Annotated in this window: 23 protein-coding genes; 10 read left to right on the top strand and 13 right to left on the bottom strand. The window is 67.7% G+C overall.

What is annotated here, in order from left to right:
• Positions 1-60: 60 nt before the first annotated feature.
• The 3 genes from ligK to ASE28_RS14590 are packed head-to-tail and all read right to left on the bottom strand — an operon-like array spanning position 61 to position 2473.
• Complete coding sequence (gene ligK, locus ASE28_RS14600) at positions 61-744, bottom strand: 4-carboxy-4-hydroxy-2-oxoadipate aldolase/oxaloacetate decarboxylase (protein WP_057200723.1); 684 nt, start codon at positions 742-744, stop codon at positions 61-63.
• A 1-nt stretch (position 745) separates the two neighbouring features.
• Positions 746-1780: an amidohydrolase family protein gene (locus tag ASE28_RS14595; protein WP_057200722.1), complete on the bottom strand. Its 1035-nt coding sequence runs from the start codon at positions 1778-1780 to the stop codon at positions 746-748.
• 33 nt (positions 1781-1813) lie between these two features.
• Entirely contained in the window at positions 1814-2473 is a 660-nt protein-coding gene (locus tag ASE28_RS14590) for a substrate-binding domain-containing protein (protein ID WP_057267209.1), read from the bottom strand.
• Between the two features lie 173 nt (positions 2474-2646).
• On the opposite strand from ASE28_RS14590, the gene ASE28_RS14585 reads away from it, so the two are divergent.
• Complete coding sequence (locus ASE28_RS14585; protein ID WP_057200720.1) at positions 2647-3579, top strand: LysR substrate-binding domain-containing protein; 933 nt, start codon at positions 2647-2649, stop codon at positions 3577-3579.
• Here the strand turns inward: ASE28_RS14585 and ASE28_RS14580 are convergent.
• The 7 genes from ASE28_RS14580 to ASE28_RS14550 all read right to left on the bottom strand — a co-directional run bounded on the left by ASE28_RS14580 (position 3564) and on the right by ASE28_RS14550 (position 10133).
• The gene (locus ASE28_RS14580) at positions 3564-4490 is read right to left on the bottom strand and encodes an NAD(P)-dependent oxidoreductase (protein WP_057267207.1); all 927 of its coding nucleotides are present in this window, start codon (positions 4488-4490) and stop codon (positions 3564-3566) included. The genes ASE28_RS14585 and ASE28_RS14580 overlap by 16 nt on opposite strands.
• 28 nt (positions 4491-4518) lie before the next feature.
• Positions 4519-5244, bottom strand: a complete 726-nt coding sequence (locus tag ASE28_RS14575) for an ABC transporter ATP-binding protein (protein ID WP_057267316.1) — start codon at positions 5242-5244, stop codon at positions 4519-4521.
• Positions 5237-6022 carry an ABC transporter ATP-binding protein gene (locus ASE28_RS14570; RefSeq protein ID WP_057267205.1) on the bottom strand — a complete coding sequence of 262 codons (786 nt, stop codon included), beginning with the start codon at positions 6020-6022 and terminating at the stop codon, positions 5237-5239. The genes ASE28_RS14575 and ASE28_RS14570 overlap by 8 nt, the downstream gene beginning before the upstream one ends.
• Positions 6019-6987, bottom strand: a complete 969-nt coding sequence (locus ASE28_RS14565) for a branched-chain amino acid ABC transporter permease (protein WP_057267203.1) — start codon at positions 6985-6987, stop codon at positions 6019-6021. Before ASE28_RS14565 ends, ASE28_RS14570 begins: the two co-directional genes overlap by 4 nt.
• Positions 6987-7859: a branched-chain amino acid ABC transporter permease gene (locus tag ASE28_RS14560; protein WP_057267201.1), complete on the bottom strand. Its 873-nt coding sequence runs from the start codon at positions 7857-7859 to the stop codon at positions 6987-6989. Before ASE28_RS14560 ends, ASE28_RS14565 begins: the two co-directional genes overlap by 1 nt.
• A 165-nt stretch (positions 7860-8024) precedes the next feature.
• Positions 8025-9209 carry an ABC transporter substrate-binding protein gene (locus ASE28_RS14555; RefSeq protein ID WP_057267199.1) on the bottom strand — a complete coding sequence of 395 codons (1185 nt, stop codon included), beginning with the start codon at positions 9207-9209 and terminating at the stop codon, positions 8025-8027.
• 147 nt (positions 9210-9356) lie between these two features.
• Positions 9357-10133, bottom strand: coding sequence for a GntR family transcriptional regulator (locus tag ASE28_RS14550; protein ID WP_057267197.1), 777 nt, complete (start codon positions 10131-10133; stop codon positions 9357-9359).
• 262 nt (positions 10134-10395) lie between these two features.
• Here ASE28_RS14550 and ASE28_RS14545 point away from each other — a divergent pair, with 262 nt between their 5' ends.
• Both ASE28_RS14545 and ASE28_RS14540 read left to right on the top strand, forming a co-directional pair.
• The gene (locus ASE28_RS14545; RefSeq protein ID WP_057267191.1) at positions 10396-11427 is read left to right on the top strand and encodes an aromatic ring-hydroxylating dioxygenase subunit alpha; all 1032 of its coding nucleotides are present in this window, start codon (positions 10396-10398) and stop codon (positions 11425-11427) included.
• Complete coding sequence (locus ASE28_RS14540) at positions 11424-12392, top strand: PDR/VanB family oxidoreductase (RefSeq protein ID WP_057267188.1); 969 nt, start codon at positions 11424-11426, stop codon at positions 12390-12392. Before ASE28_RS14545 ends, ASE28_RS14540 begins: the two co-directional genes overlap by 4 nt.
• 3 nt (positions 12393-12395) lie before the next feature.
• Here ASE28_RS14540 and ASE28_RS14535 read toward each other — a convergent pair whose 3' ends face one another.
• From ASE28_RS14535 to ASE28_RS14525, 3 genes are all read right to left on the bottom strand, one after another.
• Entirely contained in the window at positions 12396-12746 is a 351-nt protein-coding gene (locus tag ASE28_RS14535) for an HPF/RaiA family ribosome-associated protein (protein ID WP_057267186.1), read from the bottom strand.
• Positions 12747-12871: 125 nt separating this feature from the next.
• Positions 12872-14851, bottom strand: a complete 1980-nt coding sequence (locus ASE28_RS14530) for an adenylate/guanylate cyclase domain-containing protein (protein ID WP_057267185.1) — start codon at positions 14849-14851, stop codon at positions 12872-12874.
• Complete coding sequence (locus ASE28_RS14525; RefSeq protein ID WP_057267182.1) at positions 14832-18449, bottom strand: TonB-dependent receptor domain-containing protein; 3618 nt, start codon at positions 18447-18449, stop codon at positions 14832-14834. The genes ASE28_RS14530 and ASE28_RS14525 overlap by 20 nt, the downstream gene beginning before the upstream one ends.
• Before the next feature lie 306 nt (positions 18450-18755).
• Here ASE28_RS14525 and ASE28_RS14520 point away from each other — a divergent pair, with 306 nt between their 5' ends.
• From ASE28_RS14520 to ASE28_RS14490, 7 genes are all read left to right on the top strand, one after another.
• Positions 18756-19643, top strand: a complete 888-nt coding sequence (locus tag ASE28_RS14520; RefSeq protein WP_157412373.1) for a gamma-glutamyl-gamma-aminobutyrate hydrolase family protein — start codon at positions 18756-18758, stop codon at positions 19641-19643.
• A 291-nt stretch (positions 19644-19934) separates the two neighbouring features.
• On the top strand, positions 19935-20360 hold the full coding sequence (locus ASE28_RS14515) for a PleD family two-component system response regulator (RefSeq protein WP_235514307.1): 426 nt from the start codon (positions 19935-19937) through the stop codon (positions 20358-20360).
• Between the two features lie 320 nt (positions 20361-20680).
• Complete coding sequence (locus tag ASE28_RS14510; RefSeq protein ID WP_235514298.1) at positions 20681-21292, top strand: spore coat U domain-containing protein; 612 nt, start codon at positions 20681-20683, stop codon at positions 21290-21292.
• A gap of 229 nt (positions 21293-21521) precedes the next feature.
• Entirely contained in the window at positions 21522-22103 is a 582-nt protein-coding gene (locus ASE28_RS14505; RefSeq protein WP_082608063.1) for a spore coat protein U domain-containing protein, read from the top strand.
• The gene (locus tag ASE28_RS14500) at positions 22097-22921 is read left to right on the top strand and encodes a molecular chaperone (RefSeq protein ID WP_057200705.1); all 825 of its coding nucleotides are present in this window, start codon (positions 22097-22099) and stop codon (positions 22919-22921) included. The genes ASE28_RS14505 and ASE28_RS14500 overlap by 7 nt, the downstream gene beginning before the upstream one ends.
• The gene (locus ASE28_RS14495) at positions 22890-25277 is read left to right on the top strand and encodes a fimbria/pilus outer membrane usher protein (RefSeq protein WP_235516120.1); all 2388 of its coding nucleotides are present in this window, start codon (positions 22890-22892) and stop codon (positions 25275-25277) included. The genes ASE28_RS14500 and ASE28_RS14495 overlap by 32 nt, the downstream gene beginning before the upstream one ends.
• Entirely contained in the window at positions 25274-26239 is a 966-nt protein-coding gene (locus tag ASE28_RS14490; RefSeq protein ID WP_057267176.1) for a spore coat U domain-containing protein, read from the top strand. Before ASE28_RS14495 ends, ASE28_RS14490 begins: the two co-directional genes overlap by 4 nt.
• The last annotated feature ends 44 nt before the right edge of the window (positions 26240-26283 follow it).

The raw sequence follows: 26283 nt of genomic DNA, 5'->3' as shown, positions 1-26283 counted from the left end.
CAGCGGTGCGACATCCGCCACACGGCAGACGTCACTGGAGCGGTTACCGCGTGGTGGCGGTCAGTCGATGTACCTGAGCCCGGCCTTCTCAAGCCCGGGGCGCATGTTGTACATGTCCAGGCCGAGCACGCCCGAGGCGAGCTTGGCGCGCTTTTCGCCCTCGAAGCTCTCGCGCTTTTGCGCGGCTTCGAGCGTTTCCACGGCGCGTGCGGCAGGCACGCAGACCACGCCATCGTCGTCGGCAACGATCACGTCGCCGGGCGTGACCCACATGCCGGCGCAGACCACGGGGATGTTGACCGAGCCCAGCGTGGCCTTGATGGTGCCCTTGCTCGATATGGCGCGGCTCCAGACCGGAAAGTTCATCTCCTGTAGCGTCTTCACGTCCCGCACGCCGGCGTCGATGATGAGCGCCCGCGCACCGCGCGACTGGAACGAGGTGGCCAGCAGGTCGCCGAAGTAGCCATCGGTGCATTCCGAGGTGACGGCCGCCACCACCACGTCGCCGGGCTGGATCTGCTCGGCAGCTACGTGCATCATCCAGTTGTCGCCGGGCTGCAGCAGCACGGTGACCGCCGTACCAGACACCTGCTGGCCGGGGTAGACGGGGCGCATATAGGGCTTGAGCAGGCCCACGCGGCCCATGGCCTCGTGTACCGTGGCCGAACCCAGTGCTGCCAGGCCGTCGGCGGCTGCGCGGTCTGCGCGGGTGATGTTGCGGTGGACAACGCCTAGTTCGTACATGTCAGAGCCCCTTTGCCTTCAGGCGTGAATCGAGTCGGGAGAACACGCGGCGCACGTTGCCTTCGTAGATCTGGTGCTTGTCGTCGCCGCTCAGGATCTTGCTGGCCTCGATGTAGCGCTTGGTGTCGTCGTAGTAGTTGCCGGTGGTGGGGTCGATGCCGCGCACGGCGCCGATCATTTCCGAGGCGAAGAGCACGTTCTTCACCGGGATCACGGTGTTGAGCAGGTCGATGCCAGGCTGGTGGTACACGCAGGTGTCGAAGAAGACGTTGTTCAGCAGGTGGTCTTCGAGCAGGGGCTTCTTCATCTCCTGCGCCAGGCCCCGGAAGCGGCCCCAGTGGTAGGGCACGGCACCGCCGCCATGCGGGATCAGGAACTTGAGCGTGGGGAAGTCCTTGAACAGGTCGCCCTGGATGCACTGCATGAAGGCCGTGGTGTCGGCGTTCAGGTAGTGCGCGCCCGTGGTGTGGAAGCACGCATTGCAGCTGGTGCTCACGTGGATCATGGCGGGCAGGTCGTACTCCACCATCTTTTCGTAGATGGGGTACCAGTGGCGGTCGGTCAGCGGCGGACTGGTCCAGTGGCCACCGGAGGGATCGGGGTTCAGGTTGATGCCCACGGCACCGTATTCCTTGACGCACTTTTCGAGCTCGGGGATGCAGGTCGCGGGGTCCACGCCGGGGCTTTGCGGCAGCATGGCCACAGGCACGAAATGCTCGGGAAACAGCGTGGAGACGCGGTGGCACAGCTCGTTGCAGATGGCCGCCCAGGTGCTGGAGACGTTGAAGTCACCGATGTGGTGGGCCATGAAGCTCGCGCGCGGCGAGAACAGGGTGATGTCGCTGCCGCGCTCCTTCATCAGGCGCAGCTGGTTGGTCTCGATGGATTCGCGCAGTTCGTCGTCGCTGATCGACAGGTCGGCCACCTTGGGCATGGCGGCCGGGTCCTTGATGCCGGCGATCTGCTGGTTGCGCCAGTTCTCCAGCGCCTTGGGTGCCGTGGTGTAGTGGCCATGGCAGTCGATGATGAGGCTCATTGCTTTGTGCTCCTTGGATCTTGGTATGCGGGATCAGGCGGGGTCCATGCCCTGGCGTTGCTTGGCCTCGGTGGCAGCCGAGGAGGCCAAAAAGTCGAGCAGCGCCTTTGCAGCCACGGGTTGCTTGCTGGCAGTGCCCACGCCCGACGAGAAGATGGTGGTGATCTGGATGGCCGGCGGCAGCGGGCCCACCACGGTGATACCCTCCACGTTCAGCAGTTCGCTCAGTTGCTGGAAGCCGAGTTCCACGTCGCCACGCGCCACCAGCGAGCCCACGGGCACCCCGGGGGGCGCCTGCACCATGCGGCCGGCCACCTCGTCTGCAATGCCCCAGCGCTCGAACAGCCTGGCCAGCGCCACGCCGCTCGGGCCGGTGGAGTAGCTGATGCTGCGTGCGGCCAGCACGGCGCTGCGCACCGCGTCTTCAGAGCCGATGTCGGGCAGCGCTGCACCGGCGCGCACGGCCACGGCCACGCCGGAACGCACCCAGTCGGTCTTGCTCGCGGCATCGATGGTGCCTGCGGCAATGAGCTTGTCGATGGCGTCGGAGGCCAGCACCACCACATCGAAGGCCTCGCCGGCCTGCACGCGCTTGGCGGCGTCCACGCCGCCCACGGCGTCGATGACCGCGCGCTGGCCGGTCTGCTGCTCGTAGGCGGCCAGCAGTTCGGCCAGCACCTGGCGCGTGGCCATGGAGGAGATTCCACGAAGGATGGGCGCACTCATGGGGAGGTGGCAGTCGCTGTATACATGCCGCCGATTGTGGGCAGTGCCGGGCCCGACATAAAGCCGGCAGGGGCACTACCAGATATATCATTCTTCTATTGTTGAATTGGAGCTATTGCAAATAGCGGAGAGCACACCCCATGGACCTCAAGCAGATCGAGTACTTTGTGCGCGTGGCCGAACTGGGCAGTTTCACCCGCGCCTCGGTGGTGCTGGACATCGCCCAGCCGGCCCTGAGCCGCCAGGTGCGTCTGCTGGAGGTGGAGCTGCGCCAGAACCTGCTGGTGCGCAATGGCCGCGGGGCCATACCGACCGAGGCCGGCAAGCTGCTGCTGGAGCACGGGCGCGGCATCCTGCACCAGGTAGAAAGGGCCCGCGAGGAGCTTGGGCGTGTGCGGGGCGCGCTGGCCGGGCGCGTGGCCATCGGCCTGCCGCCGACCATGGCCAAGGTGCTCACGGTGCCGCTCACCCGCGCCTTTCGCGTGCAGATGCCCGATGCGGCCCTGGCCATCAGCGAAGGCCTGACGGTGGCCATGCGCGAATCGCTGACCACGGGGTTGCTGGACATCGCTCTGCTCTACAACACGCCCGCTTCGCCGGGCATCGAGATCACGCCCTTGCTGGAGGAAGACCTGTTCCTCGTGCAGCGTCGCCCCGTGGGGCAAAGCGACGCCGAAGCCGACGCCCAGGCACGGCAGCCCGTGGCGCTGGAGGAACTCACGCGCTTTGCGCTGGTGATCCCCACCCGGCCCAACTCCATCCGCATGCTGGTCGAGTCGGAACTGGCTGCGCTGGGCCTGCGCCCCCAGATCAGCCTGGAGATCGACGGCGTGGCCGCCATCCTGGACCTGGTGGCCGATGGCGCGGGCAGCGCGGTGCTGCCCATGAATGCGGTCACCACCTCCGGCAAGCCCGAGGTGTTCGGCACCCGGCCCATTGGCCAGGCGGGCGAGCCCCGGCTGCGCAGCAAGCTGTCGATGGCCGTGAGTTCGCAGCGCCCGGCCACGCTGACGCAGCAGGCCATGGCAGAGCTGATCCGCAGCACGCTGCAGACGATCTACAAGGCGCCCTGATCCCTCTTCGGTGCAGCATCCAGGTGCGCCAGCAGCCGGTCGGCGTAGTCCTGCCAGGGCGCATCCTTGGGCAGGCCCGCGAACACGCCCTCGCGCGCCATGGCCGCCACCGCCGACTGCTTGTGCGCAATGGCGCTGGCCATCAACGGCTCCACGCCGGCCTCGCGCACGGTGCGCGCGGCCTCGTGCATTTCTTCGGAGCGGCGCTGGCCGTGCTGCACCACGCGGCTGAAGAAGTAACTGCCCTGCCTTTCCCAGTCGATGGAGGGAAAGGTCTCGGCCAGCGTGGGCAGCACATGTGCCTCCACACCGTACTGCCGAGCGGCGGCATAGCTTTCGATCACCAGGGCTTCGAGCCCCTTGATCATCACGCTGCGGCACATTTTGATGGCGCTGGCCACGCCCAGCTGTTCGCTGACCGGCTTGGCATCCATGCCCCAGGCCTGCAGCACGGCGGCCAGCGCCTGGGCCTGTGCACCACCCAGCAGCATGGGCACGCGGATGCCATAGGGCGGCACCGAGGTCATGACACCCGCCTCCACATAGTGCGCGCCGCGCGCCTCGATCAGCGCGGCGGCCTGCTGCTTGGTGCCGGGCGAGGCCGAATTGAGGTCCAGGAACACGGTGCCAGGGCGCAGGTGGGCAACTGCTTGCTGCGCCACCTCCAGCGTGTGCGATGCGGTGACGGCCGAGATGATCAGGTCGCTGGCCAAGCACAGCGCTTGCACCGAAGCGTGGGCCGTGACCCCGTGCTGCGCGGCATGCGCCCGCTCGGCATCGCGCGTGGCCGCCTGCGCGAACTTCAGGTCCCATGCGCCGACACCGGTGACGCCGGGCTGCGACTGCAGCCCCAGGGCAAAGGTCTTGCCGACTTCGCCATAGCCGATCACGCCGATGTGCTGCAGGTCCATGGTGTTGCCCCGGTTGTGGGATCGCTGGCTACCGGGCGACGCCCAGCAGCCGGTCCAGCAGCTCGGGCTGCGCACTCAGATCCGCCGCAGTGCCGGTGTGCACCACCGTGCCCCGGTCGAGCACGGCGGCATGGTCCGAGATCGCCAGGATGGCTTGCGGGTGCTGCTCGACGATGATGGCCGACAACCCCTCCTCGCGCGTGATGCGGCGAATGGCGCGCAGCAACTCTTCCACGATGATCGGGGCCAGCCCCTCCAGCGGCTCGTCGAGCAACAGCAGGCGCGGGTTGAGCACCAGTGCCCGGCCCACGGCTAGCATCTGCTGCTCGCCACCCGACAGCTGCGTGCCCAGGTTGGTTTTGCGCTCGGCCAGGCGCGGGAACATGGCGTACACCTTGTCCGGGGTCCACGGGGCTGCAGTGGCGCCCTTGCGGCCAGGCCGCGCCACGGCGGTCAGGTTCTCGTGCACGGTGAGCGACTTGAAGATGTTGCGCTCCTGCGGCACCCAGCCGATGCCGGCGGCTGCGCGTTCGTGCGACGGCAGGCGATGCAGTTGCACGGACCCCAGAGCCACCGTGCCCGCATGCTGGCGCGTGGCGCCGGCCAGGGTGTTGATCAGCGTGGTCTTGCCGGTGCCATTGCGGCCCAGCAGGGCCAGCGTCTCGCCCTCGGCCAGCGCCAGGGATACACCCTGCAGCACCACCGCCTCTCCATAGCCCGCGCTCAGCCCTTCAATGCGCAAAAGCTCAGACATGCGCATCCTCCCCATGGCCCAGGTACACCGCCTTGACCTGCGGGTCGTTGGCGATGGTGTCGGGGTCACCCTCGGTGAGCACGGTGCCATTGACCAGCACCGTCATGCGGTTGGCAAAGCTGAAAACCAGGTCCATATCGTGTTCGATCAACAGCACCGAGACATCGGCCGGCAGGGCGGCCACGGTCTGCAGCAGCTCTTCGCGTTCCCCGGCCGGCACGCCGGCCACGGGCTCGTCGAGCAGCAGCACGCGCGGCTCGCAGGCCAGGGCGATGGCGATCTCCAGCAGGCGGCGCTTGCCGTAGGCCAGCACCTTCGTCGGCTCGGCCATCACCGCCGTCAGGTGGAATTGCTCCAGCAACTGCTCGCAGCGCTCGTTCACCGCGCGCTGCGCACCCAGCGGCTGCCACCACTTGCCGCCAAAGCCGCGCTGCTGCGAGACCGTGAGCGCCAGCGTCTCCAGCGGCGTGAGCGAGTCGAACAACTGGTTGATCTGGAAGGTGCGCACCATGCCGCGCTGCACGCGCTGGTGCGGCGCCAGGCGCGTGATGTCCTGGCCTTCGAGAACGATGGAACCCTCGGTGGGCTCCAGCACGCCGGTCAGCAGGTTGATCAGCGTGGTCTTGCCCGCGCCGTTGGGGCCGATCAGCGCATGGCGTGCGCCCTGGCGCAGGTTCAGCGTGACGTTGTTGGTCGCGGCGATGCCGCCGAAGCGCTTGACCAGCCCGTGCGCGGCCAGCACGATGGGAGCGTCGTTGTGGACTGCGGTGGCGCTCATGCCTTGCGCCCCCCGAACCAGGCCCAGGGGCGGATCAGGCGCTCGCGCCCCACCAGCACCAGCACCACCAGGAACAGGCCGATCCAGAAGGTCCAGTACTGCGGCGTCACGGCAGAGATCAGGTCCTGCAGCAGCTTGAAGCCGATGGCACCGACCACACCGCCATAGAGCCAGCCCACGCCGCCGATCACCAGGATCAGCATCACATCGGCCGAGCGGTGGAATTCGAACAGGTCCAGCGAGGCAAAGCCCGTGGTCTGCGTGAGCAGCGCGCCCGCCGCACCCGCGAGTGCGGCCGCCAGCGTGTAGACCTGCGCCAGCTTGGCCGTCACCGGGATGCCGATGGCCATGGCGCGCAGCCGGTTGTCGCGGATGGCCTTGAGCGTGGCACCAAACGGCGACTGCACGACGCGCCGCGCGAGCAGGAAGCACACCAGCAGCACCGAGAGCGAATACCAGGCCGCCGTGCGCCCGAACAGGTCGAACTCGAATTGGCCGAGCACCGGCCCCATCACCACGCCCTGCAGGCCGTCGGCACCGCCGGTCAGCCAGTCGAGCTTGTTGGCCAGCTCCAGCATGATCAGGCCCACGCCCAGAGTGACCATGAGGCGCGTGAGGTCAGTGCCGCGCATCACGGTGAACGAGGCCGCCGCCCCAAGCACCGTGGATGCAGCGATCCCCACCACCAGCCCCACCATCGGATCGGGCATCACATGCTTGGCGAACAGCGCGGCCGCGTAACCGCCCATGCCGAAGAAGGCCGCATGACCCAGCGAGACAATGCCGGTGTAGCCCAGGATCAGGTCCAGCGAGAGGGCGAACAGCGCCACGATGGCGATCTCGTTGATGATGAGCGCATGGCCAGGCAGTGCCAGCGGCGCCGCAAAGGCCAGCAGCCACAGCACGGGCTCCCAGGGCCGCATGCGGCGGCTGCGCAGCAGGACGTTGGTGGACGATGCATCCATCACTTGCCCCCCTTGCGCACGAACAGGCCCTGGGGCCGCCACATCAGGATCAGGATCATGAGGCTGTAGACGATGAACGCCCCGAGCTTGGGGATGTAGTACTTGCCCGCCACGTCGGCAATGCCGAGCAGCAGCGCGGCCAGCAGGGGCCCGGTGATGGAGGAGGTGCCACCCACCGCCACGACGATCAGGAAGTAGATCATGAACTTGAGCGGAAAGCTCGGGTCCAGCCCCAGCACCTCGGCCCCGAGCGCACCGCCCAGGCCCGCCAGGCCCGAGCCGAAGGCGAAGGTGGACAGGAACACGATGTTCACGTTGATGCCCATGCCGGCGGCCACGCGCTGGTCATCCACCGAGGCGCGCAGCCGGCTGCCAAAGCGCGTGCGCGTGAGCACGTACTGCAGGCCGACGGTAAGGGCCGCGCACACCGCGATGATGAACAGCCGGTAGTGCCCCATGCCGAGCATGAAGGCGCCGCTGCCCAGCTCCGTGCGGCCCTTGAGCCAGGCCGGCAGCTGGATGATCTGCCCCGTGGAGCCCACGAAATAGTCCACCGTAGCCACGGCCATGAACACCAGGCCGATGGAGAAAAGCACCTGGTCCAGATGGGCCTTGTGGTACAGCGGCCGGTACAGCGTGCGCTCGAGCACCGCCCCCAGCAGCCCCGTGCCGATGAAGGCCAGCGGCAGGCACCACAGAAAAGGCACGTTCAGCCGCTGCATCAGCAGCACGGTGATGTAGCCGCCGGCCATGGCAAAGGCCCCGTGCGCGAGGTTGATGAAGTTCATCAGCCCCATGGTCACGGCCAGCCCCACCGCCAGGATGAACAGCAGCATGCCGTAGGCAACGCCGTCGAAAAGAATGGTCAGCATGCAATCACTTCAATAGAACACAGCACGGCGCCGTCCACCGGCCAGAGGAACACCCATCTTCGATACTGGCGTGCCCGACGCCAGCGCCACCGTGGAACTGGCTTCGCCAGGCCAGGGGTGGCGTCCCCCTGTAGGGGGATGGCGCGAAGCGACTCAGGGGGTTACCTATTTCGTCTTGCCGGGATCTTTCACGTCCTTGATCACGTCGAACTCCACGTTGTACAGCTGGCCGTTGACGCGCTCGACCTTGCGCAGGTAGACGTTCTGCACGATGTCGCGGGTCTGCGCGTCGATGAACACCGGGCCGCGCGGGCTCTCGAAGACCTGGCCCTTCATGGCGGCCAGCAGCGCATCGCCACCGCCCGCGCCCTTGGTGGTCTTGAGCGCTTCGTAGATCACGCGCATGCCGTCGTAGCCGCCCACGGCCATGAAGTTGGGGCGCAGGCCCTTGTTGGCCTTCTCGAAGGCGTCGACGAACTTCTTGTTCAACGGCGAGGGATGCGCGGCTGAATAGTGGTGCGAGGTGACCACGCCCAGGGCGCCGTCGCCCATGTCGTTGAGCTGGTCGTCATCGGTCACATCGCCGGTGGCGATGAGCTTGATGCCGGCCTTGTCCATGCCACGCTCCAGGAACTGCTTCATCACCGCGGCGCCCGCGCCCGAGGGCACGAAGACGAACAGCGCATCGGGCTTGGCGTCGCGCACCTTCTGCAGGAAAGGGGCGAAGTCCGGGTTGCGCAGCGGCACGCGCAGCGCCTCGGTCACCTGGCCGCCATTGAATGTCAGGCGCTGGTTGAAGAATTTCTCGGCATCGATGCCCGGGCCATAGTCGCTGACCAGCGTCACAACCTTCTTGATGCCATTCTTGGGCGCCCAATCGGCCAGTGCCACCGACACCTGGGGCAAGGTGAAGCTGGTGCGCACCACATAGGGCGACGCCTCGGTGATGCTGGACGTGGCCGCGGCCATCACCACCAGCGGGGTCTTGGCCTGCGTGGCCAGCGGCGCCGTGGCCATGGCCGAAGGCGTGATGCCCATGCCGGCAAGCACGTTGACCTTGTCGTTCACCACCAGCTCCTGGGCCAGGCGGCGCGTCACGTCCGGCAGGCTGGTGTCGTCCTTGACGATAAGCTGCACCTTCTTGCCACCGACCGTGTCACCGTTCTGCGCCATGTACAGGCGCGCGGCGGCCTCGATCTGGCGGCCAGTGGTCGCCTGCTGCCCCGTCATGGGCAGAACCAGGCCGATCTTGAAGACGTTGTCCTGGGCTGCGGCCGGCAGGGCCGCCAGGCCGCCGACCAGGGTCAGGGCGGCAGCGGCCGAGGCGCTCAGAAGGTGGCGTTTGTGCATGGTGCTTTGTCTCCTGTTGAATGTCGTTGTGAGTGTCGTTGTATACAGCGTGTGCTGGCCGGAGTCTGGTACGGCGCAGGGCAATGCACAAGCGGGATTTCGGACTTTTAGATATCGCCGATTGTGATAACTTGCAACAGTTATAGGTCAGGCGCTTTCCCTGATGAGCTGCACCCCGGGCAAACCCTGACCCTGTGATGCCTGCACGGCTGCGAGCAGGTTGCGCCGCGTGATGCGCGAGTGCTCGCGCATGATGGCCTCGGCCCGCGCGCCCTCGCGCCGCTCTATGGCGTCCAGCACCTGGCGGTGCTGGTCCTGCGCCACCACCAGCATGTCGCGCGCAGCGGGCGAATGCGTCTGCACCACCACGAAGGCCGAGGGCGAGGCGAACGGCAGGCCCTTGACCCGGTCGAGTTCGCGCACGATGACCTCGCTGCCCACCATGCGGCTGAGCAGATGGTGAAAGCGCGCATTGAGCGCCACATAGGCCGAAAAACCTTCGTCGTCGAGCGAGCGTGGCGCCAGCACGGTGTCGATCTGGTCCAGGCATTGCACAGTTTCGGCCATCACGTCCGCCGCCACCCCGCGCTCGGCCGCCAGCCGCGCGGCCAGCCCCTCCATGGTGCCGCGCAGTTCGATGGCATCGGCCACGTCGGTTTCCGAGAAGGTTCGCACGGCATAGCCGCCACCGGGCAGGCGGTGCAGCAGCCCTTCCTGCTCCAGCCGCATCAGTGCGGCCCGGATGGGGGTGCGCGAGACCCCGAGCATCTCCACCAGCGGCAACTCGGCAATGCGCGCACCACCGGCCAGCTCGCCGGCCAGGATCATCTCGCGCAGCCGCAACTGGGCCTTGACCGACTGCGAGGCGCCAGCTTCTGCAGCGTCCCCAAGGGCGGCCAGGGCCTGGGGTTCGGGATGGTTCATGGTTGGTGCGGAGCGGGAGTTCTGGCGTAAGGCTGAATGTATACAGAAATCCGCCAAACCTCCATCGCACTTCGACGCCGGCCTATACAAAACAACATCTTACGTGATATGCCAGTGCGCGATAGCTGATTTATGGCTTTTTGATGTATACAGAAATCGGGCTTTTTCGCACAATCCACCCACGAATACAGCGATTCGCAGGCTGGCTGTATACAAGCCTGCGGCGCGACACATCCTTCCCCCACGGAGAGAGACAAGCACCATGTTCCCCAAGAATGCCTGGTACGTCGCCTGCACCCCCGACGAGATTGCCGACAAACCCCTGGGCCGCACCATCTGCGGCGAGAAGATGGTCTTCTACCGCCCGGCACCCGACCAGGTCGCCGCGCTCGACGACTTCTGCCCCCACCGCGGCGCGCCCCTGTCGCTGGGCACCGTCTGCGATGGCCAATTGATGTGCGGCTACCACGGGCTGCGCGTGGGCTGCGATGGCAAGGCCGTCTCGATGCCGGGCCAGCGCGTGCAGGGCTTTCCGCGCACGCGCAGTTTTCCGGTGGTGGAGCGCTACGGCTTCATCTGGGTCTGGCCCGGCGATGCCGCGCAGGCCGACCCGGCGAAGATCCACCACCTCGCATGGGCCGAGAGCCCCGAGTGGGCCTACGGCGGCGGGCTGTACCACATTGCCTGCGACTACCGGCTGATGGTCGACAACCTGATGGACCTGACGCACGAGACCTATGTGCATTCCAACAGCATCGGCCAGAAGGAGATCGACGAGGCGCCTTGCAAGACCCGCGTCGAGGGCGACGAGGTCATCACCAGCCGTTTCATGGAAGGTATCCAGGCGCCCCCGTTCTGGCAGATGGCGCTGCGCATGAACGGCCTGCCCGACGACCAGCCCGTGGACCGCTGGCAGATCTGCCACTTCACGCCACCGAGCCACGTGCTGATCGAAGTGGGCGTGGCGCTCGCCGGCCACGGCGGCTACGAAGCCCCGGCGGACAAGAAGGCGTCGAGCATCGTCGTGGACTTCATCACGCCCGAGACCGAGACCTCGATCCACTACTTCTGGGGCATGGCGCGCCACTTCAAACCCGACGATCCGGCCCTCACCGCGCAGATCCGCGAAGGCCAGGGCAAGATCTTTTCCGAAGACCGCGAAATGCTGGAGCTGCAGCAGCTGAACCTGCTGCGCCACCCCGAGCGCAAGCTGCTCATGCTCAACATTGACGCAGGCGGCGTGCAATCGCGCAAGGTGATCGACCGCACCCTGGCGGCGGAGCAGGCAGCATGACGACCGCGCAGGAAACCCTGCAGGTGCGCGTGGTGCGCAAGCAGGCCGAGGCCGAGGGCATCGCCAGCTTCGAACTGGCCCGCACCGATGGTGCGCCGCTGCCGGCCTTCAGCGCCGGCTCGCACATCGACGTGCACGTGCCCGGCGGCCTCACACGCCAGTATTCGCTGTGCAACAGCGCAGGCGAGCAGCACCGCTACCGCATCGCCGTGCTGCGCGACGCAGCCTCGCGCGGTGGCTCTGCCGGCATGCACGATGCCGTGCACGAAGGTGACGTGATCACCATCAGCACGCCGCGCAACCATTTCGAGCTGCACCCCGCGCAGCGCACCCTGCTGCTGGCGGGTGGCATCGGCGTGACACCGCTCTTGTGCATGGCAGAGCGCCTGGCCAACACCGGCGCCGACTTCACGCTGCACTACTGCACCCGTTCATTGGCACGCACGGCGTTCACCCAGGAGATTGCCGCATCCGCCATGGCGCCCCACGTGCAGGTGCACACCGACGAGGGCGGGCCCGAGCAGAAGCTCGACCTCATGGCCGTACTGGCCGACGTCGCACCGGACGCGCGCCTGTACGTCTGCGGCCCCGCCGGCTTCATCGACCATGTGGTGAACACCGCCCAGAACCTGGGCTGGCCGGCGGACCGCATTCACCTCGAATACTTCGGTGCGCCGGCACAGGACACCTCGGGCGATGGCGAGTTCGAGGTGCGCATCGCCAGCACCGGCAGCACTTACACCATACCGGCCGGTATCTCCATCGTCGATGCGCTGCGCCCCCAGGGCGTGGACATCATGACCTCGTGCGAGCAGGGGGTGTGCGGCACCTGCCTTACGCGCGTGCTCGAAGGCGAGGTGGACCACCGCGACATGTACCTCACCGAGGAGGAGCGGGCCAGCAACGAGCAGTGCATGCCCTGCTGCTCGCGGGCCAAGGGCAAGCTGCTGGTGCTGGATCTCTAGAAGCTACTCAGCTTCGGCCGCGCGGATGGTGTCGCGGCCATGGCGGTCCTTGGCCCGTCCCAGATCGGTGTCGAGCGCGCGCGCCAGCTTGTCGGTGGCACCGATGAAGGCGTTGGCCATCTTGTCGGCCTCGTCCGTCACCGTGACGGGTTGGCGGCCCGTGACGCGAGCCTCGATACGGCAGCGCTTGTCCTTGGCGCCGGACTTGCCGGCATCGACATCGGACAGGAATACCTCCAGCCGCGTCACATGGTCCTGGAAGCGCGCCAGGCGGGTCTTGGCTTCGTCTGTCACCCATTGGGCCAGGGATTCGCTGCCGTTGATGTGGTCGTCGGTGTTGACTTGTACTTGCATGCGGGGCTCCTTGGGGTGGTTGCGAGAAAAAGGCGGCGGCGACAGGCCGCAGCCATGGCCCCATGGTGGCACCAAAGGCGCCACAGCGCGAATCGGCCGGGTAAGAACCTGTTAAACACAGGTTCTTACAACTTGTCCAGCGCGACGGCGGTGGGCCAGGGCATGCCCGAAGGCAGCGCCGCCGCCTCGGCCACGCGGTTCTGCAAGCGCAGGGCGGCTGGGTCGCCGGGACAGCGTTGCAGCAACTGGTCGAGGAGAGCCGCAGCCGTGGCCGCATCGCCCCCGTGGAAGGCATCCAGGGCTGCGGCAGACAGCGCGCAGACCTCGCGGTCCGCGCATAGCGTGAAGACGCGTACCGACTCGGCCCGGCCCTTGACGATGACCTCGTCCAGCACGCGCACGGGCAGGGTGGCCGGCAGTTGCCGCGCCGTGGCCTGCGACAGCAGGATGCCCGTGCCGAAGGCCTTGTTCGCGCCCTCCAGGCGCGCCGCAAGGTTCACCGCATCGCCGATCACCGTGTACGAAAAGCGCTGCTGCGAGCCCACGTTGCCCACCACCACCCGACCGGTGTGCAAGCCGATGCGCATTTGCAGCGGCGGCAGGCCGCGCGCGCGCAGACCGGCCACCAGCGGCTCCATGGCCTTTTGCATGTCCAGGGCCGCGTGCACCGCATGCTCGGCATGCTGCGCATCGTCGAGCGGCGCACCCCAGAAGGCCATCACGGCGTCGCCTATGAACTTGTCCACCGTGCCGCCGCTGGCGTGGATGATGGGCGTCATGGCGTCGAAGTAGCCGGAGAGCAGTTCCACCGTCTGCTCGGCGCTGAGCTGCTCGGACAAGGTCGTGAAATTGGCCAGGTCGGTGAACATGATGGTCACCTCGCGCACCTCGCCGCCCAGGCGCATCAGCCCGGGCTCGGCCACCAGGCGCGCCACCACGGCGGGCGGCACGTACTGGGCGAACATGGCGCGGGTCTGCTGGGCTCTTTGGCGCACCGTGGCGTAAATGACCAGCGCGGTAGCGCTCGTCAACCCCAGGGCAGCAGCCATGGGCATCAACGGCGGCCACCACAACCGTGCGTAGGCGAACAACAGCCACGAAGCGAGCCCCATGGCCACCACCAAGGCCGCCATCAGCACGATCGCCCAGCCCGTGTGCAGGCGTCGACCGGCCCATACCACCAGAGGGATCATCAGGAGCACCAGCACGGGCGTCCAATGGCCAGGTGCGCTGCGCAGGCCATCGCCCGCAAGCAGGTTGTCCAGCTGCGTGGCCTGCAGTTCCACGCCGGGAAAAAGGCGATCGCCCCCGACAGAACCGAAGGGCGAATTGAACAGGTCCGCGCGCGCATTCTCAAGCTCCGATGCGCTTAGCGCGGACCGCCCGACCAGCACGATCTTGCCCTTGAAAAAGCCAGGCGGCAGCAGCCCGGGCTCCAGCGCCTGGTAGTACGAGCGCGTGTCAAAGGTGCCGCGCGGGCCCCGGTAGGCCAGCCACTCGGCGGGCCGCAGGTCGTTGGCCCCAGCGCCCGCCACCCGGCGCGCCAACTGCATGGCCAGGCTGTCGGACTCACCGAAGGCGCGGCGCACCACGAAGTCGTCGTCGGGCTGCACCAGCGCGCTGCCCGCCCGGCCGCCCGCAGCCAGCAACCGCTGCAGTGGCGGCACATCGGTCCACAGCGTGGAATTGCCGCTGTCGATCTTCTCCCGCGCCGAAGCCAGGGCCACGGGCGCGGCAACGGCCACGGCGCGCTCCAGCGCCGCGTCCTCCTCTTCGCTGGTCGGGTCGGCAAACACCACGTCCATGCCGATCGCGGCAGCCCCGTCCGCATGCACACGCTCGATCAGGCGCGCATGCAGGCTGCGTGGAAAGGGCCAGTGCTGCTGCAGCTCCTGGAAGGTGGGCTCATCGATCGCGAGGATCACCACGGGATAGGCGCCCCGCTGGGGCGCCGAAAGCGCTGTGAGCACGTCGAAGGTCTTGAACTCCAGCGCATGCCAGGGCCGGGTGAACGTGGCAGCCCAGGCGAGCAGCAGCACCAGCGCGCTGGCGGCGAGCGCCAGGACCGCTTCGCGCCATGCACTCCTAGAAACGGTAGCGCGCATCGATCACGTACCGCACGGACTGGCGGTCGGAACGGTCTCCGAACAGGTTCAGCACCCCCGCGCCCACCACCCAGTGCTTGTCCTGCGTTTCCCAGTAGCCCGCGATGTCCAGGTTCCAGCCCGGCGGGCGGCGCGTGAGGTTCTGCTTGTCCTCGAAGCGCTCGGACCGGTAGACCGCCCGGGCGCTCAGGTACACACGCTGCGCGCTGGCCCAGGTAGCCCCGATCACCGCCGAGTGGCGCGGTATGTAGGGGATGCGCAGGTCGCGCACCAGGCTGTTGCTGGTGCTGTCCAGGTACTGGCTGCGGCTGTGCTGGAACAGGTACTTGGCATAGCCCGACCACTGGCGGCTGAACATGCGGTTCACGCCCGCGCCCAGGGCCTGCAGGCTGCCCTCCTCGAATCCCGGGGTGCCTTCGAGCACATCGGTGGTCGACAGGTTGATCATTTGCGCGTTGCGCATCTCCTCCAGGAAAGGCATGCTGGGCGTGCGCAGGTCCACCCCGATCACGCCGGGGTTGCGCACGCGCAGGTGGTCGGCGCGCAGGCTCACGAAGGTGCGTTCGTCGACCTCCATGCCCAGCTGCGCCACCGTGCGCCGATGGCGGCCACCGGCCTCCACCAAGCGGTCTTCGACCGGAATGCCGGCCGTCTCCACGCTGGTGAGCGTGGACGCACTCAGCGGGCGCAGCCAGTCCTGGTAGGCCATGCGCAGCGTGCTGCCCACCGCCGGGGTGAACACCAGGCCCACGCGCGGGGTGGCCACCCGCTGCGTGTCCGCGCGGCGCGCCTGGCTCGATTCGCTGACGTCCCGCACCAGCAGGCCCACCGCATTGCCCCCGCGCACCCGGTGGCGGATCTGCTGCAGCCCCAGCGCACCATCGAGCAGCAGGTCCGGCGTGAACTGCTGGCTGCCGGCCAGGGTCAGACCGGTGTAGCGCCGGTCGATCTCGTTGACGCCGGCAAACACCATGATGTCGGGGGCCACGGCGCTGTCCCGGCGGATCAGGGGGCCGTAGCCGCTGACTTCGCTGGATTGTTTTTCCGCCACATGCTCCAGCGTCACGCTCAGGCGCTGGCCGGGCTGCGGGTCCACCGTGTGGCGCAGCTGCAGATCGGTGAAGGCCTTGTCGGGCGAGGCCTTGAGGCCCATGAGGGCCGCCAGCGGCTGGAACAGAAACAGGGTGGGGTAGTTCTCGGAGCGCGTGTGCTCCGTGCTGCGCCCCAGCTTGAGCCAGGTTTGCTGCACCGGGCTCCAGCGGTAGGACAGCCCCGCCATCCCCAGGCGCACCCGGTTGCTTCCCGTGGTCTGCAGCACGTCGGACCCATCGCCCCAGAGGTCCAGCCGGTTGCGCCCCTGCAGCGACACGTCAAACTGGTTGGCATACACGAACAGGTTCAGGCGCTCGGTGGGCTGCATGCCCAGCCCCAGCGTCAGCACGTCGGCCCCCACGTCGGCGCCTCCCGTGGAGTCGTGAAACGCCGGTACGTTGAACACCCCCACGTCGATCGGAAAGCGCTTGCTGCGTGCGTTCTGCGCCTTGAAGAACCAGGACACCGGCACCTGGCTGTTGTCCATTCCATTGAGCGTGAGCGAGGGCGCGCGCATGCGGTAGAACTCGCGGTCCAGCATCATGCCCAGAGCACCGTGGCTGCCCGGCCGCTGCAGCAGCGAGGAATGCAGCTGGCTGGCGCCAAAAGCCATGGGGTCGGTCAGAAAGCCCTGGAACAGGGCCGAGTTCTTGTTGAACTCGCCACGGTAGCGGTCGGCCAGGAACAGGTGGCTGCCGCCCCAATACGGCGAAAAGCTTTTTTGCGCCAGCTCCAGTGCCCAGTCCTCCATGCCGAAGAAGGCCAGCGAAGCGCCCAGGTTGGCGCTGCCCTTCTGGTCATTGGCCACCTGGTTGAGCGACTTGAGGTAGGGCATGCGCTGCACGGCCGCGCGGGCGGACTCGACGGCATCGCCGGGCTGGAACAGATCGGTCTGGATCTGCGCCAGCAGCAGGTAGGGCAAGGGGTCCTTGTCGTCGAGGGCACTTGCCTGGCGCAGCGTGGCCAGCGCATCGGGCGTGCGTCCGAGCTGGTAGTAAGCCACCGCCGTCCAGACCTTGGCACGCGCATAGCGCGGCTCCATCACGCCGGCGCGCAGGAAGTCGCCGAGCGCGGCCTGCGGCCTGCCCTGCTTGAGGTGCATCAGCCCCTGCCCGGTGAGCGCCACATAGTCGGCAGGGTTGTCGCGCAGGGCGACTTCAAACGCCTGCCCTGCCTCGGTGAACTGGTTGACAAAGGTTTCGAGCGTGCCCCGCTCGCCCTGCGCCCCCGGCGTCTGCGCATCGAGTGCCAGCGCCTGGCCCAGTGCCTTGCGTGCAGGGCCGGTCTCCTCGCGCTCCACATGTGCGCTGCCCAGACCCTGCCAGACCCGTGCGTCGCCGGGCATGCGCGCCGTGGCCTCGGTGTAGGCCGCAATGGCCGCCGGCCCATTGCCCTGGCGGCGGGCCAGCTCGGCGCGCACCAGCGCCAGGCCCCCGTCGCTTGCGTCGCTGGTTTCCGCCAGCGTGGCCTGCGCCTCTTCGACCCTGTCAGTGAGCAATTGCACGCGCGCCAACTGGGCCACCAGGGCCGGATGGGCAGGCCAATGCTGCGTGAGCGCCGTGCGCAGGGTGTTCACGGCCGCAGGTCCATCGCCGTCGAGCAGTTGCAGATCCGACTGCATGAGCCAGGCGGCCAGCACGGGCGGCTGGCCCGCGCCGTCGACCTGCTGCGCAAGCCGGGCGCGGGCGGTCTGCAGGTCACCCGCCTGCAGCGCCACGGCGGACTCCATGGCGGCTGCCCAGACGGCGGGCACCTGGCTGCGCACCTGGGCCAATGCGGCGGCTGCAGCGGCCGCATCGCGGGCAGCCAGCGCGCGCCGCACCGGGTCCAGCGCGGCAGGCATGCCACCATCGGTATGGCCCTGCGCCGCGAGCGAAGGCAGCGGATCGGCGCGCAGCGCATTCACCCACTGGATGCGGTCGCGCGGCTGGCTCAGCACCATCTTCACCGGGGCCTGGCCCACATCGGCGTAGGCGGCCTCGTTGGCGGCCACCGACACCTGACCCTGGGCGTTGCCGAACTCCACCGTGCCCGAGAGCACGGTGATCAGCGTGCGGCCATCGCCAGCGACCTCGATGTCCCAGTCCGTGCCACGGATCGCGGCCGTGGCGGCGGGCGTTTCCAGCGTGAGGCGGCTGCCGTCGGCGCGGCGCGTCTGCGTCCAGGCCCGGCCGGCGCTGAGCATCAGCGTGGTCATGGGCTGCGCAGGCGTGGCCACCGCCTTGACCTGCAGCACCGTGTTCTGGTGCAGGCGCAACTGGGTGTCGTCGGCAAACAGCAGGGCCATGCGTGCGGCGTCGCGCGTGCGCACGAAGTCGCCGGGCGCCAGCGCCTGGGCCTGGCGTGCCGGCTTCCAATCCGGCGTGGCCGCAGCGCGCTGGTCGCCCGGGCCTTGCAGGCCCACGATCTCGGCCGCCGCACCCGGCGGCACGGCGGCATGGCTCGGGGGCCAGGCCAGGGCCAGGAACATGGTGAGCGCGGAAAGCTGCATCGAGGGGTGGCGCATGGAGAAGCCTTGTTTTCCTATGGGGCGGGCAGCGGCCGACGCAGGTGCGGCCACGAACGGGCAGGCCGCAGCCCGTCACACCCGGTTACCGAAATTATCGGGAACGAGGGCGGGCCGCAGCACACCAGGCACCAACGGCAACCCGCCATTTCATGAAGAAAGCCACATTTCATAGCACCGGGTGGCGCAGCCACAGGCGTGCACGGCCCTTTCCTACAGACGGCGCAGGGTGCGGGTGCTACAACGTAAATACCTATTGCCTTGCATGCGCAGCCTCTGGTGCACATGCCTATGGAGCCCCCACCCATGCCCGCCGCCCCCCGCCTCAAGATTGGCCTGTCCGCCTGTTTCCAGCATGCCGACCCCACCCGCTCCCTGTTCACCAACAAGACCCTGCAGTATGTGGAGCAGTCCATCGCGCACTGGCTGATGTCGGCCGGGGCCATGGTGGTGATGGTGCCCTGCCCCACGGGCGAAACAGCACGCGGCGACGTGACGCTGGCCCACTATGCCGATTGGCTCGATGGCGTGGTGATGCACGGCGGTGCGGACGTGTGGCCGGGCAACTACGGCGAGGAGCCGCTGCGGGAAGAATGGGTGGGCGACCGCGTGCGCGACCTGTACGACCTGGCGGTGGTCAAGGCTTTTGCCGAAGTGCGCAAGCCCATCTTCGGCGTCTGCCGGGGCCTGCAATTGATCAACGTGGCCTTCGGCGGTGCGCTGTACCAGGACATCGAGTTCCAGCACCCCGGCGCCCAGCAGCACCGCAACGCCACCACCTACGACCAGCATTTCCACGACATCGAAATCGTGCCCGGCACGCGCCTGGCGCAGCTCTATCCAGAAAAGCCCCGGGCACGCGTCAACAGTATCCACCACCAGGGCATCAAGCGCGTGGCGCCGGACTTCGAGGTGGAGGCCCTGAGCGAACCGGATGGCGTGCCCGAAGCCATTCGCCTCAAGCCTGCCCCCGGGCGCGGCTACATCGCCGCCACGCAATGGCACCCCGAGTTCCACAAGGTGGGCTCCGATACGCTGGACGACACCGCCATCCTCGAGGATTTTCTCACTGCATGCACCAAGGCCAAGGCGCAAGCGCCGGCGGAGCCCCATGCCTCGCCCTTGCGTGACCGCGCCACCCGGCTGCTGCGGCGGGCGCTGCGCAAGGACCGGCAGAAGGCCGGGGAGCAATGATGGCGGGGCTGCGCCACTGGCCGCTAAAAAAATAGCAAAAGCGCCCAATTGTTCTCACCTGGCGATGCCTGCGGACCGCCGGCATCTTCTGCCGCAGCCCAACATCCTGGATACTTGGCGCCTGTTGAGCCCCTATCCAGCGAGAAGCGAGCCCGCACCATGAGTATCTTCGACCGCCTTCTGGGCGGTATGCGCAAGACGACGGACCGTCCAGACGCCCCCCCCGCACGTGCCGCAGACCCCCTGGAGCGGCGCAAGCACAGGCGTGTCAATGCGCGAAAAGGCACCAGGGTGCTGATCATCGACGACTCGCCGACCGTGGTCGCCGTCCTGCGCAAGACGCTGCTCTCGGCAGGCTATGAAACGCGCGAGGCGCTGGATGCAGAGAAGGGCCTGGCCCTGATCGCCGAGGAACCACCCGACCTGGTCTTTCTCGACATCATCCTCCCGGGCATGAACGGGTTCAATGCACTGCGCACCATTCGCAGGCTGCCTGCCTCGCAGCACATCCCGGTGATCATGATCAGCGGCAACGAGCACGCCACCGAGCAGTTCTATGCCAATCGGATCGGCGCTGACGATTTCATGAAAAAGCCGTTCTCGCGCCATGAGATCTTCGCCCGCATCGAGGCCTTGCTTGACGCGCAGCTCATTCCCCGGCGCAGTGGTGGCGCGCCGGGCGGTGCCGCCACAGACGTGCCGCCCGCCCCGTTCTGATCCCCCAGCAGCCCTGAGCGACCCCGCTTTGCTCTGACCGTTCTGACAGCCGCCGCAGCCGACCCACAACCCCAGGCTGATCAACGCCCACACATCACACGTTCGCCGCCCTTCGAGGAACAGCAGCGCGTGCGCCTCCAAAGTGCCTTCGCACCCACCTGGGTAAAAAAAAGCTGGACGCTCGGCCAATAACGGGGCAAGGTGCTCTCGTAGCTTCGGCAGACGGTCCCGGTCACAACGGGTCTCCTCTGCTTTTCTTCCGGCTTTGAGAGGAGGACACCATGCGAGCAACCGAGCGAAATCGACCGAGGCGACACCCGATGGAGAGCCTGCGCCCATCCCCTGCCAGCGCGTGCGCACCCCACCGAAAGCGCTACGCAGCGGCACTGGCCCTGGCGGCCGGCATGCTGGCATGGCCGACGCTGGCAGGCACACTCACCGGCACGCTGCAGTCGCAGATTCAGCTCACGGCGGGCTGCGTGATCGCGGGGAGCTCCGGCAACGCCTCCGGCGTGAACTTCGGCCTGCTGGACTTCGGCACCAGGCCCAGCACCTTCACGGGCATCGTCAACGCCACGGCCTCCGGCGGCGAGAGCGTCTCGGGCCCCACGCAGATCGTGTGCTCACCCGATGTGCTGGGGATCAGCATCCTGGTGGGCCCGGGCTCTTACGCTGGCCAGGGGGGCTCCATCGGCGCCGGCAGCCGCGCCATGCGCAACGGTAGCACGGCGGCCTACATCCCGTATGACGTGTTCCGCGACCCGGCGCACAGCCAAGCCTATCCGACCGGAGCGGCGATCACGGGGATCACGGTGCCAGCCAATGGCGTGGCCTTTGCGCTGCCCATCTATGGCCAGATCAACAAGTCAGACCCCTCGGCGCTGCCGGCGGGCATGTACACGGATACGCTGCAGATCACGCTGACCTACTGATCTCCGGGCGCCGGACCACCGGTCGCAACCACCAGGAGACAGAGGCAGCAGGGGAATGGGTGTGCGAAGAGCGCGGGAGCGCCAATGAGGATTTGCATTCGATCGTATGACTAGGCGGGAGCCGCAGACAGTGCTGTAGCACGGCAAGGCGAACCAACGACGTTAGACGGTTGAAGGCAAATCCGCATCACACCACAGGCCGTGGCGGGCGGCCGAGGGAGCATCATCCATGGTTCAAGAAATGCATGCGCGTGCAGGAAGAGGCTCGCGCGCCAGAAGCCAGGCCAGCCCGCAGGTGGCCATCGTGCTGCCGTTGCTGTGCACGTCACTGGCAGCGATGGCCGCGACGGCGCCCACCAGCCCCTCCTTTGCGGTGAACGCCTCCGTCGTGAGCGGCTGCATCGTGTCCGGCAACTCCTCGCAGGTGACGGGCGTGCCCTTCGGCTCGGTCAACTTCGGCACGCACTCCGCGGTCAGCACCGGCACGGTCACCGCCATGGCCAGCAACGACATGGGGATGCAGGCCCAACTGGTGTGCACGGCCGGCACGGCGGCGCAGGTCAGCGTGAACGGTGGGCTGAACCTGCAGGGCGCACAGCGCCGCCTGTCCAACGGGGCCGGCCAGTTCATCCCGTACACGCTGTCGCTGGTGGCCGGCACGGTGACCGCCCTGGCGCCCAACGTGGCAGTCGGCATCACTATGGGCACAACACCGACGGCCCTGCCCATCCGGGGCAATCTGGTCCTGCCCGGCTCCGCCGCCATGGCCGGCACCTATGTGGACACGGTGCAGGTGACCGTGACATGGTGAGCACGCACCACCTCACGGCTTTCCCTTCTGCCGTCGCCTGGCTGCGCACCGCGCGCTGCATGGCCTTCGCGCTCGCTGCCTGCGCTGGCTGGGCGCATGCAGCCACCCCGCTGATGATCTGGCCGGTCGATCCCGTGATCACCGAGGAACAGCAGGCCGTGGCCGTCTGGCTGGAAAACCGCGGCACCGCCGCCGTCTCTCTGCAGGTCCGGGTACTGGACTGGAGCCAGACCGATGGCGAGGAATTCTTCTCGGCGCAAAAGGACGTGGTGGCCAGCCCGCCCATCAGCCTGGTGCCGGCCGGCAAACGGCAGATGGTGCGACTGATCGCCGCCCGGCGCCCACCCACGGGCCTGGAGGATGCCTACCGGGTGGTGATCGACGAGCTGCCCGCCCCCGGCGACCCGGCGCAAATGCCTGCAGGCGCGGAAACCGGCATGGGCATCCGCCTGAACGTGCGCTACGCCATCCCGTTGTTCGTCTATGGCGAGGGCGCGCAGCCGTTTCGGCCGACCAAGCCCCTGCTGGCTGGCGGCAAGGGCAAGCCCTTGCCGCCCTCCCTGACTTGGCAGGCCACGAAGCAGGGCAACCGGCACCAGCTCGTGGTGCGAAACCAGGGGGCGGGCCACGCCCGCCTGACCTCCGTGCAATGGAATGCCGGCAGCCGGGGCGCCATCTCCATCAATGAAGGACTCATGGGCTATGTGCTGCCAGGCAGCCAGATGCAGTGGGAGCTGGAGGCGCCACCGCCGGCCAACCCGGAGCTCAAGGCCACGATCAACGGGGTTGAAACCCTGGTTCCCCGTGCACCGCGATGAACGCCCTGGCTTCTTGGCCCGCGCGGGCCGCGCCCTGGTGCTCGGTGCCTTCCTTCCTGCGCAGCTTTCTGCGGGCACTTATCCGCCGCCGCCCTCGGCGCCGGATGCAGCCGCGCAACCCGTGGTGCTGTACCTCGATGTCGAGGTCAACGGCCAGGCGTCCGGGGCGCTGGTGGAAGTGCTGCAGCGCGGCCCCCATTTCGAGATCGAAGCGCAGACCTTGCGCCAGATGCATGTGCAAAACGGCCAGCCCGCGGGCGCCCGGGTCGCGGTGGATGCGCTGCCCGGCGTCACGGCCGACTACGACGCCCTGGGCCAGCGGCTGCGCCTGTCCGTGCCCGCACAGTGGCTTCCCATGCAGCGCCTGGCCGACGAGACGCCCGAGGAAACACCCACCAGCGTCACCGGCAGCGGCATGCTGTTCAACTATGACCTCTACACGAGCCACTCGCGCGCGCAGTCGCTCACCTCGCTGTGGTCCGAACAACGCTACTTCAATCCCCGCGGCGTAGCCTCCAACACCGGCATCGTCCGCCTGCATTCCAGCGGCGCAAGCCGCGGCTACATACGCTACGACACGCGCTGGACGAGCGTGGACAACGCCAGGGCCACGGAGACCACCTACGGAGACCTGGTGACGGACTCGCTGCCCTGGACCACCTCCGTGCGCATGGCCGGCGTGCAGTGGGCGCGCAACTTCGGCGTGCGCCCCGACCTCATCACCTATCCCCTGCCCGAGTTCGCCGGCCAGGCCGCCCTGCCTTCGGCCGTGGACCTGTTCGTCAACGGCTTCAAGGCCGCCAGCCACCGCGTGGCCCCCGGGCCGTTCACGCTGGGCGAGCTTCCTGTGGTCAGCGGTGCCGGCACGGCCTCGGTAGTGACCACCGACGCCCTTGGGCGTCAGGTCCAGACAACCATTCCGTTCTATGTGAACCGGGAGCTGCTGCGCCCCGGCTGGACGGACTACTCCCTCTCGTTGGGCACCTTGCGCAGGGCCTATGGGCTGCGCAGCTTTGCCTATGGCCGGCCGATTGCCGCAGGCGTGTACCGCCAGGGCCTGTCGGACCGCGTCACCCTGGAAGCCCAGGCGCAGTTGGGCAAGGGGCTTGGCGTGGTGGGCATCGGCGGCATGGCCGGCCTGGGCATGCTGGGCATCGCCAATGCCTCCCTGACACGCGGCACCACGGCGCGCTCTGGCAGTGGCTGGCAGTATTCCGCAGGCTGGCAATACCATACGCCGCGCGCAGGCTTCTCCTACCAGCAGACCGGCCGCGACGCGCGCTTCGGCGACGCCAGCACCTATGCCGACGACGGCTACCAGCTGTCCCTGCGATCACGCCAGTTGAGCGTGAGCTGGAACCTGGGCACGGGCTCGGTCACGGGGGGCTGGCTGGACATGCGCAATGCCAGGAACGAGCGCAACCGCCTGGCGTTCGCCAGCTACAACCTGCCGATCGCAGGCAACACCTTCCTCTCGGTCACGGCGGGGCGTACGGTGGAAACCCGGGAAAACCAGTTGCGGCTGCAGCTCACCTATTTCCTGGGCGACCGCTCTACGGCCCAACTGGCCACGTCGAAGAACCGCGAATCCACCCAGACCTATGCCAGCTACCAGCGCACCATGCCCACCGAAGGCGGCTATGGCTGGAACGTGGCGCAGACGCTCTCGGGCGGCCCCCAGCGCTACAGCCAGGCCGCTCTGCAGTACCGCAACAGCACGCTGAGTGTGGAGGGTGGGGTCAGTGCCAGCCCTGGCCAGACCATGCAGTGGGGCACGCTGTCGGGCTCGCTGGGCAGCATCGACGGGCACCTGTTCGCGGCCAACCGCGTGTACGACGGCTTCGCGCTCGTCTCTACCCAGGGCATGCCCGACGTGCCCATCCTGTACGAGAACCAGTTGGCCGGCCACACCAACGCCCAGGGCTACCTGCTGGTGCCCAGCGTACCCGCCTACTACCCGGGGCGCTACGCGGTGGACCCGCTCACCCTGCCGGCCGACGTGCACATTCCGGCGCTGGAGCGGCGCATGTCCGTCTCGCGCAATGCCGGCATGCTGGTGGAGCTGCCGGTGCTCAAGCTGCGCACGGCCACCATCACGCTGGTGGATGCGCAGGGCACGCCCATGAAGGCCGGCAGCGCCGTGCTCCACACGCCGGGCAACATGCAGACCGTGGTGGGCTGGGATGGCGTGGTCTACCTCACCGTGCTGCGGCCCCAGAACGCCCTGCAGGTGCGCACCCCCGAGGGCGAGCTTTGCAAGGCCGACTTTTCCGAAGCGGCGTATGCGTCATCGCGTGACCTGATCGTCCGCTGCCTGCCCACCACCCCGCGCCCCCAGGAAGGAGCTGTGCGATGACAACCCTCTACACCCTGCTGCAGCGCTGGCGCAGCCTGTGGGCCTGCCTGGTGCTGGCCTCATGCCCGGTGCAGGTATTGGCCATTTGCGCCGCTACCGAGACCAGCGGTGCGCTGGGCACCCACCCTTCGCAGCGGGTGCGCAGCGGCTCACCCATCACCACCACGGCAGACTTCAAGCTCGGCTGCGGATCGGTGGTGCTGGCGCTGTTTGCCACGCCTACGCTCAAGGCCAAGATCACCACCGCCACCTCCGGCCTCACGCTGAAGAACACGCTGAACAGCGCCATCACCATTCCCTACCAAATCAGCCCGGTGGGCGGCGGTACCTTCACCTCCGGGCTGTTGATACTTGACCTCAATGGCATCAACGCGGTTTCGCTGCTGAGCAACAACAGCGCCACCATCGGCATCAAGATCAGCACGCTGGCGGGCGCCAACGTGCCGGCAGGCACCTACACGGACAGCATCACCGTCAACTGGACCTATGCGAACATCTGCGAAGGCATTGCCGTGGGCTCTGCCTGCGTGGGCAACGTGCGCAACGGCAATGAGGATCGCACCCTGACCGTGACCCTGGTGGTCATCAACGATTGCACCATCACGGCGCCGGACATCCAGTTCGGTTCGGCGCCCCTGCCCAGCGGATTCAGCGCCGTCTCGCAGAGTATTTCCCTGCTGTGCACCAAGGGCATGACCTACTCGGTGGGGCTGGACATGGGCGGCCAAGCCAATGGCACGCGGCGGCAGATGGCCAGTGGCAGCAACCGGCTGCAGTACAACATCTTCAAGCCCGATATCAGTGTCTGGGGCAGCGTCGGCACGGCGCGCGCTGCGGGCCTGGGCATGGCCGACGGCCTGACCCTGCAGGTGATGCCCTACACCGCGAGCGTCTATGCGGACCAGCCGAACGTGCCCGTGGGCACCTACACCGACAGCGTAAAGGTGGACGTGGAGTTCTGAACGGCACCGCCGGGCAACGCCCAATACCCCTGCACTGGTCAAAC

This window comes from Acidovorax sp. Root219, assembly GCF_001428665.1.
Classification (GTDB): domain Bacteria; phylum Pseudomonadota; class Gammaproteobacteria; order Burkholderiales; family Burkholderiaceae_C; genus Acidovorax.
The sequence above is the reverse complement of the archived record's forward strand: the minus strand, read 5'-3'. Positions and strand labels throughout refer to the sequence as shown.